9 protein-coding genes are annotated in these 14,437 nt (G+C 67.0%); 4 read left to right on the top strand and 5 right to left on the bottom strand.

Annotated features, from left to right (window positions below; all coding sequences use genetic code 11):
* Positions 1 to 28 precede the first annotated feature (28 nt).
* Positions 29 to 2,281 carry a TonB-dependent receptor gene (locus tag ACRQ5J_RS22340; protein ID WP_432379898.1) on the top strand — a complete coding sequence of 751 codons (2,253 nt, stop codon included), beginning with the start codon at positions 29 to 31 and terminating at the stop codon, positions 2,279 to 2,281.
* Here the strand turns inward: ACRQ5J_RS22340 and ACRQ5J_RS22335 are convergent.
* Positions 2,265 to 3,899, bottom strand: a complete 1,635-nt coding sequence (locus ACRQ5J_RS22335) for a diguanylate cyclase domain-containing protein (protein ID WP_432379896.1) — start codon at positions 3,897 to 3,899, stop codon at positions 2,265 to 2,267. The genes ACRQ5J_RS22340 and ACRQ5J_RS22335 overlap by 17 nt on opposite strands.
* A gap of 209 nt (positions 3,900 to 4,108) precedes the next feature.
* Here ACRQ5J_RS22335 and ACRQ5J_RS22330 point away from each other — a divergent pair, with 209 nt between their 5' ends.
* The 3 genes from ACRQ5J_RS22330 (at position 4,109) to ACRQ5J_RS22320 (ending at position 7,863) form a co-directional block, all read left to right on the top strand.
* Positions 4,109 to 4,762: a hydrolase gene (locus tag ACRQ5J_RS22330; RefSeq protein ID WP_432379894.1), complete on the top strand. Its 654-nt coding sequence runs from the start codon at positions 4,109 to 4,111 to the stop codon at positions 4,760 to 4,762.
* Positions 4,763 to 5,018: 256 nt separating this feature from the next.
* Positions 5,019 to 6,764 (top strand): methyl-accepting chemotaxis protein, encoded by a 1,746-nt coding sequence (locus ACRQ5J_RS22325; RefSeq protein WP_432379892.1) that lies wholly within the window; start codon positions 5,019 to 5,021, stop codon positions 6,762 to 6,764.
* Between the two features lie 55 nt (positions 6,765 to 6,819).
* Positions 6,820 to 7,863 carry an alpha/beta fold hydrolase gene (locus ACRQ5J_RS22320; RefSeq protein WP_432379890.1) on the top strand — a complete coding sequence of 348 codons (1,044 nt, stop codon included), beginning with the start codon at positions 6,820 to 6,822 and terminating at the stop codon, positions 7,861 to 7,863.
* Positions 7,864 to 7,867: 4 nt separating this feature from the next.
* Here the strand turns inward: ACRQ5J_RS22320 and ACRQ5J_RS22315 are convergent, their stop codons facing one another.
* From ACRQ5J_RS22315 to ACRQ5J_RS22300, 4 genes are all read right to left on the bottom strand, one after another.
* Entirely contained in the window at positions 7,868 to 8,356 is a 489-nt protein-coding gene (locus tag ACRQ5J_RS22315; RefSeq protein ID WP_432379888.1) for a Dps family protein, read from the bottom strand.
* Positions 8,357 to 8,512: 156 nt separating this feature from the next.
* Entirely contained in the window at positions 8,513 to 9,919 is a 1,407-nt protein-coding gene (locus ACRQ5J_RS22310; RefSeq protein WP_432379887.1) for an efflux transporter outer membrane subunit, read from the bottom strand.
* Entirely contained in the window at positions 9,916 to 11,064 is a 1,149-nt protein-coding gene (locus ACRQ5J_RS22305; RefSeq protein ID WP_432379885.1) for an efflux RND transporter periplasmic adaptor subunit, read from the bottom strand. Before ACRQ5J_RS22305 ends, ACRQ5J_RS22310 begins: the two co-directional genes overlap by 4 nt.
* Positions 11,057 to 14,278, bottom strand: a complete 3,222-nt coding sequence (locus tag ACRQ5J_RS22300) for an efflux RND transporter permease subunit (RefSeq protein WP_432379883.1) — start codon at positions 14,276 to 14,278, stop codon at positions 11,057 to 11,059. Before ACRQ5J_RS22300 ends, ACRQ5J_RS22305 begins: the two co-directional genes overlap by 8 nt.
* Between the last annotated feature and the right edge of the window lie 159 nt (positions 14,279 to 14,437).

Genomic DNA, 14,437 nt, shown 5'->3' with positions numbered 1-14,437 from the left:
TAGTCAGAATAACCACTGAAGGAACGGGATGAACAAGCATTTGATGGCGCTGGCGATTGCCGGCGTGTTCGCGGCGGCCAACGCGCAGGACAGCGCGTCCGACAAGATCGAAAAAGTGGAGGTCACGGCCACCCGCACCGGCGCGGTGGACGTGCAGCAGGTGCCGGCCGCGATCACCGTCATCAAGCCGGAGGCGCTGGCCAGGTACGGCCAGGGCAACCTGCGCGACATCGCCAACCTGGTGCCGGCGCTGTCGCTGCAGGAGCAGGGCGCGGGCGTCAACAACATCACGATACGCGGGCTGGTGGTGCGCGGCATTGTGCCGTCCGAGGTGCAGGACGCCTCGCTGGTGGCGGTGTACATCGACGAGATGCCGGTGACGCTGAAGTCCGGCAATCCCGACCTGAAGGTGCTGGACCTGGAGCGCGTGGAAGTGCTGCAAGGTCCGCAAGGCACGCTGTTCGGCGCCGGCGCCATGGCCGGCACGGTGCGGCAGATTACCGCCAAGCCGGAATTCAACGATTTCTTCGGCTCGGTGGAAGCGCTCGGTTCGCGCACCGCCAAGTTCGGCGGCGACAACCACAATCTGCGCGCCACCGTCAACGTGCCGCTCAAGAACGACGTGCTGGCGCTGCGCCTGACCGGCTACACCGGCAACGATTCCGGCTATGTGTTCAATCAGCACAACGGCAAGACCGATAACGATGTCTCCACCAACCAGGCCCGCGCGGCGGTCCGCCTGCGCGCCACGCCGGACCTGCTGATCGACGCCAGCGTCATCGCCTCCAACATCCAGGGCGGCATCAACGACGCCTACGCCGGCCTGGCGCCGTACACCACCACCTCGCTGATCCCGCAGACCAGCAAGGACAAACTGCAACTGTATAACCTGACGCTGAACTACGACGCCGGCGCGGCGCAGCTGGTATCGTCCAGCTCCTACCTGCACCGCGACACGCGCTACATCAACTCCGGCCAGTACAAGGCGACCGCCTTCATTTTCGGCGGCCAGCTGCCGCTGATCGCCTCGTCGTATGTGATCGACAACGCCATCACCAATTTCGCCCAGGAGTTCCGCCTGCAATCGAAGGCGGGCGGCCCGCTGAAATGGACCGCCGGCGCCTTCTACACGCAGGGCAAGCGCGACCTGCGCCAGGACCAGCCGACGCCCGGCTTCGACGCGCGCTTCGCCATCGCCAGGAACTTCCCCGGCTATAACTCGCAGCTCAACGACAACGCCTTCACGCCGGACGATTACTTCTCCGGCACGCAGAACATCGATTCGAAAGAGGCGGCGCTGTTTGCCGAAGCCACTTACACCGTGTGGGACAAGCTGGACCTGACGGCCGGCCTGCGGCTGTTCCGCGGCACGCAGGACTTCGACCTGAAGTTCAGTGGCCTGTTCGGCAACCTGGTCAACTCGACGCCGGCGGCGCCGCAAAGCAGCAAGCCGGAAGTGAGCACCAGCAGCGAAACCTCGAAGGGCGCCAACCCGCGCTTCGCGGCCGCCTACCGCATCGACGACGACCACACCGTGTACGCGTCGGTGGGCAAGGGCTTCCGCTACGGCGGCAATAACCAGCCGGTGCCGTTCGACTTCTGCGGCCAGAATGCGCCGTCGACCTTCGCGCCGGACAGCCTGTGGAATTTCGAGGCCGGCTCCAAGAACACGCTGTTCGACCGCCGCGTCACCTTCAACGCCAGCGCCTACGTGGTCAAGTGGAAGGACGTGCAGGTGTTCAACCGCCTGCCGTGCACCTACTACTTCACCGAAAACGCTGGCAAGATCCGCAGCGAGGGCGTCGAGCTGGAAAGCTTTGTCAAGCTGTCGCGCCAGGCGTCGTTCGGCGTGAGCGCATCGTTCAATCACGCGACAGCCACCGATCCGGTCATTACCGGCGTGGCGGCGCAGTCGATACCGGAGGGCGCGCGCGTGCCGTACTCGCCGAAGTTTGCCGCCACCGCTGTCGCCAACTACAGCATTCCGCTGGACGGCGCGCGCGAGATCGCGCTGTCGGCCAGCTATGCGTATCGCGGCGAGTCCTACACCAACTTCGCGGCGTCGCAGGGCAACTACTCGCGCATTCCGTCGTCCAACACGCTGAACGCGACCGTGGCGTACCGCAGCGGCCCTTATGAATTCGGCCTGTTCGGCACCAACCTGAGCAACGGCGCCCGGATCAGCGATGTCACCACCAACACCATCGCCATCCAGCCCGGCGACAATCTGTACATGGTGCGTCCGCGTACCGTGGGCCTGCGCGTCAAAGCGCGCTTCTAAGCTCGGGCGGCTGGCGCCGCGCGGCGCCGGCCTGGTGCACCGCGTAGCCATCGCGGCCGGCGGCCTTGACGCCATACAGCGCCTGGTCGGCGGCGCGCATCAGTTCCTCGGCGGTGGTCGCCGCCGCGCAGGTGACGGCGATGCCGATGCTGGTCTTGACCGCGCGCTGCGCCGCGCCGAGCGTGAAGGGCACGTGCATGGCCTCGATGACGCGCCGCCCCAGCATCTCCATTTCGGTGGTCGACGACAGCTGCTCGAAGACGATGACGAATTCATCGCCGGCCAGGCGCGCCACGGTGTCGGTCGCGCGCACCGCGCCGCTCAGCCGCCGCGCAAACTCGATCAACACCTGGTCGCCGGCCGCGTGGCCCAGCGTATCGTTGATGTCCTTGAAGTGGTCGACGTCGAGTATGGCCAGCGCCAGCGGCTGGCCGGAGCGGGCGGCGCGCGCCAGCGCCTGCGGCAGCAGCGCGTCGAACATGCGGCGGTTGTGGATGCCGGTCAGGACGTCGGTGGTGGCCAGCCGGTGCAGTTCGCGTTCGGCCTGCTCGCGCCGCTGCGACAGGCCGAAGAAAGCGCGGCTCAGGTGGCCGAACTCGTCCTTGCGGCTGACATCGAACACGGCGATATCGGCCTGGCCGGCGCTGATCGCGACCACGTGCCGGTGCAACTGCCGTAGCGGCCGCAGCAGATTCTTGGTGATGACCCAGCCGAACACCCCGGCGCAGGCGATCAGCAGGGCCGCGCCCAGCAGCGCGCGCAGGCGCACGCTCTGCATGGTGGCGAACGCGCTGCGCACCGGGTAGGAGATGGCGATGGTCCAATCGACCTCGCGCAGATGCTTGTGCACCAGCAGCACCGGCACGCCGTCGTCGAGCACATTGTCCTGCCAGCCGTCCGGCTTGCGCAGCGCCGCCTCCAGCAGTGTGCCGGGGCCGTCGTCGCCTTGTTCCAGCAGCCGGCTCTTGTCCGGATGGTGCACGGTGAGGCCGCTGTCGGTGACGATGAACAGATAGCCGTCGGCGCCGGCGCGCAGCGCGTCGAGCTGGGCCGAGAAGGACGGCCGCAGCAGGTCGATGGCGCCCAGCAGGATGCCGGTGACGCGGCCTTCGGCGTCGCGCAGCGGCTGGGTGATGACCACCACCGGCCGTCCCGACAGCGCGCTCTCGAACGGCGGCGAGATCACGCCCTCCTGCAGGCTCAGCGTGTCCTTGAAATACTGGCGCCCGGAGATGTTGATGCGCTTGGCGTTGCGGTCGCGCAGGCTGGCCACCAGCTTGCCCGACAGGTCGAAGACGTTGACGTTGAAGAAGTTGTCGCGCAGCGATTCACGGCTTTCCAGCAACTGCTGGAGGCGCTCCTGCGGCAATCCGCGCTCGCTGATTTCCTCCGTCAGCGCCTTCAGCTGCTGGCGCTTGTTCTGGAGATCGTTATCGATGAAGGCGGCGGCCCCGGTCAGCAGCGACAGTTCCTGGTGGGCGATGACCTGGCGCAGCTCGGATTCGGCGATCAGCAGCGAAACGCCGCCGGCGCCGATGCCGGCGAACAGCAGCAGCCCGATGACCAGCGCGCTGATCTTGAACTTGAAACTGTACAGGAAGCCGGGGAGAGGCCGCATATTGGCTCCCGAAGCAAGGGAAGTCCAGTATAGCGCCGGCGTGCAAAATACCGCGTCCGCGATGTATCGAAAAAATCGAAAGTAGCACGGTAATTTTTCCGCTTTTTGACGGCGTCGCGCTGCCGCATAATGCATTCCATCAGCGCGACGCACACAGCAAACAGCGCTAAACACTAAATCGAAATTTTTGAATCTCAGGAGAATATATTATGCCGACCGCCATCGCCCAACCAGGTAAAACCCTGCTGAACCCAGCCAACCACACGCTGATCATGATCGACCACCAATCGCAGATGGCGTTTGCCACCAAGTCGATCGATCCGGTCCAGCTGCGCAACAACGTCGCGCTGGTATCGAAAGCGGCCAAGGAATTCAAGGTGCCGACGATTCTGACCACCGTGGCGGAAAAATCGTTCTCGGGCCCGATGTTCAACGAAATCAAGCAAGTGTTCCCGAACGAAGCGGCGATCGACCGCACCAGCATGAACACCTGGGAAGATCCGCGCATCGCCGAGCGCGTCAACGCCATCGGCAAGGACAAAATCGTGCTGGCCGGTCTGTGGACCTCGGTCTGCATCGTTGGCCCGGCGCTGTCGGCGCTCGACCAGGGCTTTGAGGTGTACGTCATCACCGACGCCAGCGGCGACATCTCGGACGAAGCGCACGAGCGCGCCGTCGAGCGCATGATCCAGGCCGGCGCCCGCCCGATGACCTCGCTGCAATACCTGCTGGAACTGCAACGCGACTGGGCCCGTGGCGAAACCTACGACGAAACGGTGGCCACCGCGATCGCCAACGGCGGCGGCTATGGCCTGGGCCTGATCTACGCCAAGACCATGTTCAACGCCTCCGAAGGCCACTGACCTGCAATTGCTGTAACCATGGCATCCCCCCAGTCGATGGCGGGATGCCATGCGCCGTCGCGCAACTTCCTGCGCGCACAGGGCGCCACCTTTATCCCGCCCGCGCCGATATTTCTTGTTATGTGGAAAGTATTCAGCTAAGCTGTCTGCATTCATATCTCCGTCCCCATGCCATTCTCGCCTGGCGGACTCCAAATTGACGGCCGCACCCCCGCCGTGTCCGAATTCTCATAGCTCACTCAAATAGGAAACTTTCATGTTTGCTAACCTGAAGATTCGTACCCGGCTGGTCGGCACCATGGCCCTGCTCGGCGTACTCATTATTTTTATCGGCGTCAAAGGCATCACGGCGTTGCAAACATCCAACAGCGTGCTGAAGGATGTCTACAGTAATTCCATGGTGTCGATGAAGGCCATTTACGAGACGCAGATCCAGATTGACCGCGCGCGCCTGTCGCTGGACCGGATCGCGCTGGCGCCGGACGCGGCCAACGTGCCGGAGACGCTGCAACGCACCCTCGGCTTCATCGAGGGCAGCGACAAGTTCTGGAATAGCTATTACTCGCTGCCGTTCGGCGACGGCGAAAAGCAGCTGGCCGACCAGGTGGCCGCGCAGCGTGCCGCGCTGATCAAGGATGGCTTGCAGGCCGCCATCAAGGCCATCACCGAGAAGAACAAGCCGGAAATCGACCGCCTGATGCTGAGCGAAGTCACGCGCCTGTTCCGCCTGTATACCGACAGCTCGGAAAAACTGTCGACCTACCAGCTGAAGGCTACCGCCGAGCAGTACGAAGCCAGCCAGGCCGCCTACAACCGCAACATGGTGCTGGCGATCGGCGCCATCGTGGCCGGCATCGTGCTGGCCGCCGTGTCCGGCATGCTGCTGCTGCGCGCCGTCATGGGCCCGCTGAACCAGGCCATCGGCCACTTCCAGGCCATGGCGCATGGCAACCTGTCCAACCGCATCGAGCTGGGCCGCAAGGATGAAATGGGCGAGATGATGCTGGGCCTGCAGCAGATGCAGGAACGCCTGGCCGGCACCGTGCGCAGCGTGCGCGAAGGCAGCGACGCCATCGCCACCGCGTCGAGCGAGATCGCCGCCGGCAACCTGGACCTGTCGCGCCGCACTGAACAGCAGGCCGCCAGCCTGGAGGAAACCGCGTCGTCGCTGGAAGAGCTGACCTCGACCGTGCGCCAGAATTCCGACAACGCGCGCCAGGCCAACACGCTGGCGACGTCGGCGTCCGACATCGCCGTCAAGGGCGGCGAGCTGGTCACGCGCGTGATCGAAACCATGGGCTCGATCACGCAATCGTCCGACAAGATCGCCGACATCATCGGCGTGATCGACGGCATCGCCTTCCAGACCAACATCCTGGCGCTGAACGCCGCCGTGGAAGCGGCCCGTGCGGGCGAGCAGGGCCGCGGCTTCGCCGTGGTCGCCACCGAGGTGCGCAACCTGGCGCAACGCTCGGCGGCTGCCGCCAAGGACATCAAGGCGCTGATTACCGATTCGGTGGAGAAGGTCGGCAGCGGCAGCGCGCTGGTCAACGAAGCCGGCACCACGATGGAAGAGATCGTCACCAGCGTCAAGCGCGTGACCGACATCATCAGCGAGATCAGCTCGGCCGGCCGCGAACAGGAAATCGGTATCGAGCAGATCAACACCGCCGTGGCCGAGATGGACACCGTCACGCAGCAGAACGCCGCGCTGGTCGAAGAAGCGGCCGCCGCCTCGCAGGCGATGCAGGAGCAGGCCGTCAAGCTGGCCGAGATGGTGGCCGTGTTCCAGGTGGAAGGCGGCAACATCGCGCCGCGCCGCACCGCCAGCGCGCCGGTGGCCCGCGCCACGCCTGCCGCCGCGCCGGTCCGCAAGCCGGCGCTGAAGCTGGCGCCGAAGCCGGCCGCCAAGCCGGCCGCCAGCGCCAAGCCGGCCGCCGGCCCGTCGGGCGCGCCACGCAAGGCGCCGGCCGACGAGAGCCAGGAATGGGAAGAGTTCTGATCTGAGGAACTCGCATCGCGCTGGCCGGGTCAGATAGATTTGACCGGAGGGCGCGATGCAAGACTTAGCTACCACATCAAGCAAGAGCACGGGCTGGCGCAACGCCGGCCTGCTTACCCTGGCCGCACTGGCCGCCGCCTATATTGCGGTGCGCACGCAAAGCGCGCGCGCCGAACGCCAACATCCCCCCACTGGCCGGTTCATCGATGTCGACGGCGTGCGCCTGCATTACCTCGAGCAGGGCGCAGGCCCGGCGCTGGTGCTCCTGCACGGCAATATGGTGATGGCCGACGATTTCCGCCTCAGCGGCCTGATCGAAAGGCTGGCCCCGCAGTACCGCGTGATCGCCTTCGACCGCCCCGGCTTCGGCTACAGCGAGCGGCCGCGCGACATCAGCTGGACGCCGGACGCGCAGGCCACGCTGTTGCACCAGGCGCTGCGCCAGCTGGGCGCCGACGAGTACCTGGTGCTGGGGCACTCGTGGGGCACGCTGGTGGCGTTGGCGATGGGCTTGCAGGAGCCGGCGCGCGTGCGCGGCCTGCTGCTGCTGTCCGGCTACTACTATCCGGGGCCGCGGCTCGACGTGCCGCTGGCGGCGCTGCCGGCCATTCCCGTGCTGGGCGATATGATGCGTTATACGGTGTCGCCGCTGTGCGGGCGGCTGGCGTGGCCGCTGACGGCCAAGGGCATGTTCAGCCCGGCCACGGTGCCCGACAGTTTTCGCAGGGAGCCGCCGTGGATGCTGCTGCGGCCCAGGCAGGTGCGTGCCACCGCGTCCGAGGCGGCGCTGATGATCCCCGGCGCGGCGGCGCTGGAGGGGCGCTACGGGCAGTTGCAAATGCCGGTCGGCGTCATGGCTGGCGAGGGCGACAAGGTGATCGACCCGCACCGCCATTCGGAACGGCTGCACCGGATGCTGGCGGACAGCGAGCTGACGCTGTTGCCGGGCATGGGGCATATGCTGCCGCACCTGGCGCAGGATGATATTGCGGAGGCGGTCGATGCGCTGGCCGAGCGCGCCGGCCTGGCGCCGCCGGCGCAGCGGCTCGACGGCGCGGCGCAACACGGCGATAGCGCGGACCGCGCGCCGGCCGGCTAGGGGATTACTCTTCCAGCAGGCTGCGCAGCATCCACGCGGTTTTTTCGTGGACGTCGAGGCGCTGGGTCAGCAGGTCGGCGGTTGGCTGGTCGTCGGCCTCGTCGACCACCGGCAGCAGCTTGCGCGCGGTGCGCGCGGTGGCTTCCTGCGCTGCCACCAGGTGGCGCACCATGTCCAGCGCGACCGGCACGCCTTCGACTTCCTTGATGGTGGCCAGTTTGGCGAACTGGGCGTAGGTGCCGGGCGCCGGGTAGCCCAGCGCGCGGATGCGCTCGGCGATCTGGTCCAGCGCGGCCCATTGTTCGCTGTACTGCGTCATGAACATCTGGTGCAGCGAGTTGAACATCGGACCTTTGACGTTCCAGTGGAAGTTGTGCGTCATCAGGTACAGCGTGTAGCTGTCGGCCAGCAGGCCGGACAGGCCGGCGGCGATCTTGGCACGGCTTTTTTCGGTCAGACCGATATCGATCTTGATTGGTTTTGCAGCCATCATTTAACTCCTTGGTTGGTCATTCGACGCTGACATTGTAGCGCCATGCCGCCAAGTTCGCCTGTCTCGCTGGTGAGACGTCGTTCCCGCGCAGGCGGGAACCCATAGGCCGCATGGGTTGCCGCCTGCGCGAAAACGACGGCGGGCGCGAAAACGCCGTCAGCCGCCGCGCCAGCCGCCGCCGATGGCCTTGACCAGCTGCACGCCGGCCTGGCGGTAGCGGGTGGTCAGGTCCAGCTCGCTGCGGCGCGACTGCAGGTAGGCCGTCTGCGCCGTCACCACTTCCAGGTAGCTGGCCGCGCCCTGGTCGTAGCGCTTGGTGGCCAGGTCCAGCGCGCGCTGCGCGGCGGCGGCCGCCAGATGGTCGGACCTGGCCGCCTGCTCATAGTTGTTGAGCAGGGTCAGCTGGTCCTCGACCTGCTGGAACGCCCCCAGCACCACGGCGCGGTAGCGCTGGCCGGCCTCGTCCAGCGAGGCCTCGGCGCCGGCGATCTGCGCCTTGCGGCGGCCGCCGTCCAGCAGGTTGACCGCCAGCGTCGGCCCGACCGCCCAGAACAGGTTGGAGGCGCGCGCGAAGCGGTCGAAATCGCTGGTCTGGTAGCCGCCGGTCAGGCCCAGCGTCAGCGACGGGAACAGCGCCGTGTGCGCCACGCCCAGCTGGTCGCTGGCGGCCGCCACGCGGAAGGCGGCGGCGGCGATGTCCGGGCGGCGTTGCAGCAATTGCGACGGCACGCCGACCGGCAGCACCGGCGTAACAAAGGCCGTGCCGTCGTCCGGGGCGACGCTGAAACTGGCGGCGTTGGCGCCAACCAGCGCGGCGATCGCGTGTTCCTGCACATTGCGCTGCGCCGTGCGCTGGCGCAGCAGCGAGCGGGTCGATTCCAGCTGCGTCTCGGCGCGCGCCAGGTCGAGGCCGGAGGCGGTGCCGCCGTCGTGGCGCAGCGTCATCAGCTCGGCCTGGCGCCGGTAGGCGGCCTCGGTCTCGCGCAGCAGCTTGAGGTCGGCGTCGGCGCCGCGCAGGGCCAGCAGCGTGTCGGCCAGCTGGATTTGCAGCGCCAGGCGGGCGGCGGCCAGGTCGGCGCCGGCCGCCTGTTCCTGCGCCTCGCCGGCGCTGACCTGTCTGGCGATGCGGCCCCACAGGTCGACTTCATAGCCGAGGTCGAGTTGCAAGGTGCCGCTGTTGTATTCGGACGGCGAGGTGGCGCCGCGCAGCGGCCGCAGGTCGGACTGGCGGTCGCGCTGGCCGTTGAGCGAGGCGGCCAGCGTCGGCGACTGCGCCGCGCGGGCGACGCCGGTGGCGGCCTGCGCCTGCTTGTAGCGCGCCAGCGCGCTACCGAGGTCCGGGCTGTTGGCGATCAGTTGCTGTTGCAGCGTGTTCAGCTGCGGGTCCTGGTACATGGTCCACCAGTCGGCCGGCAGCGCCGGCGCGGTGGCGTCGGCGGCGGCCCAGCCGGCCGGAATGTCGCGGAAACTGTCGGCCAGCGGCACGGCCGGCGGCTGCTGTACCGGCGCCTGCGCGCAGGCGGCCAGCGCCAGGGCCAGGGTGGTGGCGTAGAAAATCTTCACAGCTTGGCCTTTGCGTTGTTGGCGGCGGCCACGCGCACCTGGTCGCCGGTGGCGACGCCGTCCGGCGGATTGGCGATCACCTGGTCGTTGCGGTCGATGCCGGCGGCGATTTCCAGCGCGCTGCCGAGGTCGCGGCTGATGGTGACCGGTTTCACCACCACGCGGCCATCCTTGCCCAGCGTGGCCACCTGGGTGCCGGCCTTATTGAAGATCAGCGCGCTTGGCGGAATGCTCAGCGCGCTGCCGGCTTGCGGCGTGTCGAAGTGGATCGACGCGTAGCCGCCCGGCAGCAGTTCGCGGCTGTCGTTCTGCACGGTCAGCTGCACCAGCATGGCGCCGGAGTTGGCGTTGATGGCCTGCGACAGCGACTGCACGGTGGCGGTGTAGGTCTTGCCCGGACGTTCAGGCACGCTCAGCTCGGCCTTGTCGCCGACCTTGATGGCGGCCACCTGGCGCTGCGGCACGTTGACGTAGACGCGCAGGCGGTTGATGTCGGACACCACGAACAGTTCCGAGCCGGCGGCGCCGCCGACGCTGATCAGCGCGCCGACGTCGGTGTTGCGCGCGGTGACCACGCCGTCGAACGGCGCCACCAGGCGGGTGTAGCGTTGCAGCGCCTGCACGCGGTCGACATTGGCCTGCATGGCGTTGACCGCCGATTGCTTGGCCGCCAGGTCGCCGGCCTTCTCGTCGGCTTCCTGGTGCGAGACGGCGTCCGCCGCCAGCAGGCCCTGCCAGCGCTTGGCGGTGCTGGTGGCCAGCGTCAGGTTGCTGCGCGCCGTGGCCAGTTCGGCCTTGGCTTGCAGCAGTTGCTGGTCGAGGTCGGGCGTTTCGATATCGGCCAGCGTCTGGCCGGACTTGACCGGCGCGCCGATGTCGACGCTCCAGCTTTTCAGGTAGCCGCTGACGCGCGCGTAGATCGGCGCGCGCTGCCACGGCTCAATGCGCGCCGGCAGTTCCAGCGGCGCGCCGGCGGCCTGGCCGGCGCTGATCACGCTGACCATCGGCACCACCGGCGTGCTGGCTTGCTTGACTTGTTCGGCTTGCGAACGGCGGCTGATGACGCCGGCCGCGACCAGCGCGGCGGCGACAACGATCAGACCCAGGGCCAACGGCTTGTGACCCGTGCGAGATGGTTTAGACATGGACAGGTGCTCCGGAAATAGGTTGGTCGTTGGATTGCGATTTGGGCGCGTGCTTGCGGTGTACCAGGCTGAACACGACCGGCACGAACAGCAGCGTGGCGGTGGTGGCGAAGATCAGGCCGCCGATGACGGCGCGGCCCAGCGGCGCGTTCTGCTCGCCGCCGTCGCCCAGGCCGAGCGCCATCGGCAGCATGCCGATGATCATCGACAGCGCCGTCATCAGCACCGGACGGAAGCGCACCGAGCCCGCTTCCAGCGCGGCCTTGGTGGCGTCGCCGAGTTCCTCCAGGCGTTCGCGGGCAAACGAGATCACCAGCACCGAGTTGGCGGTGGCCACGCCCATGCACATGATGGCGCCGGTCAGCGCCGGCACCGACAGCGTGGTGTTGGTGGCGAACAGCATCCAGACGATGCCGGCCAGTGCCGCCGGCAGCGCCGAGACGATTACCGCCGGGTCCACCCACGACTGGAAGTTGACCACGATCAGCAGGTAGATCAGCACCACCGCGCCGAGCAGGCCGAACAGCAGGCCGGAGAAGGCGCGGTCCATGGTTTTGACCTGGCCCAGCATTTGCACGGTCGAGCCTTTCGGCAGGTCGGCCTTGGTGTCCGCGATGGCCTGGTTGATGTCCTTGGCGACGGCGGCCAGGTCGCGGTCCTGCGTGGTGGCGTAGATCTGCACCATCGACTGGATGTCGTACTGGCTGATGATGGCCGACTGCGTGCCGCGCTCGAAGCGGGCGACGCCGCCCAGCGTGGCGCCGCTGGTGGTGGCGCCGTTGCCGACCGGCAGGTTGGCCAGCGCCGCCAGCGAGTCCATCTGCGGCTGCGGCGTCTGCATCACGATCGGGTAGCCGACGCCGTTGGCCGGGTTGAGCCAGTAGGTCGGCGCCACCTGCGACGAGCCGGCCAGGTTGACCACCATGCTGTTGGTGATGTCGCGCGTGGTCAGGCCCAGCTGCTGCGCCTGGGTGCGGTCGATGTCGACGTTGAACACCGGCGACTTGTTCGATTGCTGGATGCGGGCGTCGGCCACGCCCGGAATGGCGCGGATGCGCTTCAGCAGCCTGTCGGCGTAGGCGTAGTTGTCGGCGATTTTGGCGCCGCGGATCTGCACGTCGATCGGCGCCGGCGAGCCGAAGTTCAGGATCTGGCTGACGATGTCGGCCGGCGGGAACGAGAAGGTGGTGTCCGGGAATTGCTCCGGCAGTACCTTGCGCAGCGTGCGCACGTACTCGGCGGTCGGCCGGTGGTCCTCGCTGAGCGCGATCTGGAAGTCGCCGTCGTGGGTGCCGCTGGTGCCGGTGTTGTTGTAGACCGTGTTGATCGAGCTGGCCGGCATGCCGATGTTGTCGGTCAGCGTGACGATTTCGTTGGCCGGAATCACGCGGCGGATGGCCTGCTCGATGCGGGCGAAGCGGGCGGCGGTTTCCTCGATGCGGGTGCCGACCGGAACGCGCACGTGGATCAGCACCTGGCCGGAGTCGACCGACGGGAAGAAGTTACTGCCAAGGAAAGGCACCATCGTGAACGAGGCCGCCACCACCAGCAGGAAGCCGACGATGAAGCGCTTGCGGTTGAGCACGGCCGATTCCAGCACGCCGTTGTAGCCGGCGCGCAGGCGCTCGAAGCGGGCCTCGAAGCCGCGCTGGAAGCGCACCAGCGGGTTGGACGATGGCGTCGGCGTGCCGTGGCCGCCGTGGCCGTGGGCGTGGCCTTCGCCGGTGTCGTGCGGCTTGAGCAGGTAGTTGGCCATGGTCGGCACCAGCGTGCGCGACAGGATGAACGAGCAGATCATCGCGAAGATCACCGCCTCGGCCATCGGCACGAACAGGAAGCGCGACACGCCGTCGAGGAAGAACATCGGCACGAACACGATGCAGATGCACAGCAGCGAGACGAAGGCCGGCGTGGTGATCTGCGCGGCGCCGTCGAGAATCGCGGTTTCCACCGGCTTGCCGTGTTCCAGGTGCCAGTTGATGTTTTCGATGGTCACGGTGGCGTCGTCGACCAGGATGCCGACCGCCAGCGCCAGGCCGCCCAGGGTCATCAGGTTGAGCGATTCGCCGATCGCCGACAGCGCGATGATCGAGCCGAGGATCGACAGCGGGATCGAGACGGCGATGATGATGGTCGAGCGCCAGCTGCCGAGGAACAGCAGGATCATCAGGCTGGTCAGCGCGGCGGCGATCACGCCTTCCGACGCCACGCCCTTGATGGCGGCGCGCACGAACACCGACTGGTCGTTGATCGGCGTGACGGTCAGCGCGTCCGGCCAGCCGGCCTTGAGCGTGTTGATCTTCTCGCGCACGCCGTCGACGATGGCCAGGGTCGAGGCCGAGCCGTTCTTCAGCACCGACATCAGCACCGAGCGGCTGCCGTCGACGTGCACCACGTTGGTCTGCGGCGCATTGCCGTCGTGGATGTTGGCGATGTCGCCGAGGTAGATGGTGGCGCCGTTGACCACGCGCACCGGCAGCCGCGCCAGGTCGGCGATGGCCGATGGCGCGCTGTTGAGCTGGATGGTGTATTCGAGGCTGTCGATCTTCTGCGTGCCCACCGGCGTCAGCACGTTCTGCGCCGCCAGCGCGTTGGCGATGTCCTGCGCCGACAGGCCGCGCGCCTGCAACAGCGCCGGGTCGACGTCGATCTGCACCTGGCGCTGCTTGCCGCCGTACGGCAGCGGGATCGCCGCGCCCGGCACGCTGACCAGCGGCGTGCGCACGGTGTTGGTGCCGAGGTCGGACAGCTGCTGTTCCGACAGCCCCTTGCCGGACAGCGCCACCTGCAGGATGGGCACGGTGGCGGCGTTGTAGTTGATGACCAGCGGCGGCGTGATGCCGGCCGGCATCTGGCGCACGATCGCTTGCGAAATCGCCGTCACCTGGGCGTTGGCGACGGCGATGTTGACGCCCGGCTGGAAGAAGATCTTGACGATGCTGACGCCGGTGAAGGTGTTGGCCTCGATGTGTTCGATGTCGTTGACGGTGGTGGTCAGCGCGCGCTGGAACTGGGTCGAGATGCGGCCGGCCATCTGGTCCGGCGGCTGGCCGGTGTACTGCCAGGCCACCGCGATCACCGGGATTTTGATGTCCGGGAAAATGTCGGTCGGCGTGCGCAGCGCCGCCAGCGGACCGACGATCAGCAGCAGCAGCGCCATGACCACGAATGTGTAGGGACGCCGAAGCGCCACGCGGACGATTTCAATTAACACAAAGTTACCCCCAGGGACAGTCTGACCGGCCAATATAACGCGGCGCAGCATTTTGAGTAATGCGGTGGTGATGCATGCCCTTATGAGCCAGGCTAATCAATCACCGGTGGATGTAATGCTGTATTGCAGCAGAGTGCTACATTAGTGAAGAATTTTATC

Origin of the sequence: Duganella sp. P38, assembly GCF_050859475.1 — a bacterium.
Classification (GTDB): Bacteria; Pseudomonadota; Gammaproteobacteria; order Burkholderiales; family Burkholderiaceae_D; genus Rugamonas.
The sequence above is the reverse complement of the archived record's forward strand: the minus strand, read 5'-3'. Positions and strand labels throughout refer to the sequence as shown.

Excerpts from the sequence above, each read along its gene's own strand:
- ACRQ5J_RS22335 (WP_432379896.1), bottom strand. The coding sequence starts at position 3,899 with ATGCGGCCTCTCCCCGGCTTCCTGTACAGTTTCAAGTTCAAGATCAGC.
- ACRQ5J_RS22320 (WP_432379890.1), top strand. The coding sequence starts at position 6,820 with ATGCAAGACTTAGCTACCACATCAAGCAAGAGCACGGGCTGGCGCAAC.
- ACRQ5J_RS22305 (WP_432379885.1), bottom strand. The coding sequence starts at position 11,064 with ATGTCTAAACCATCTCGCACGGGTCACAAGCCGTTGGCCCTGGGTCTG.
- ACRQ5J_RS22315 (WP_432379888.1), bottom strand. The coding sequence starts at position 8,356 with ATGATGGCTGCAAAACCAATCAAGATCGATATCGGTCTGACCGAAAAA.
- ACRQ5J_RS22340 (WP_432379898.1), top strand. The coding sequence starts at position 29 with ATGAACAAGCATTTGATGGCGCTGGCGATTGCCGGCGTGTTCGCGGCG.
- ACRQ5J_RS22325 (WP_432379892.1), top strand. The coding sequence starts at position 5,019 with ATGTTTGCTAACCTGAAGATTCGTACCCGGCTGGTCGGCACCATGGCC.
- ACRQ5J_RS22330 (WP_432379894.1), top strand. The coding sequence starts at position 4,109 with ATGCCGACCGCCATCGCCCAACCAGGTAAAACCCTGCTGAACCCAGCC.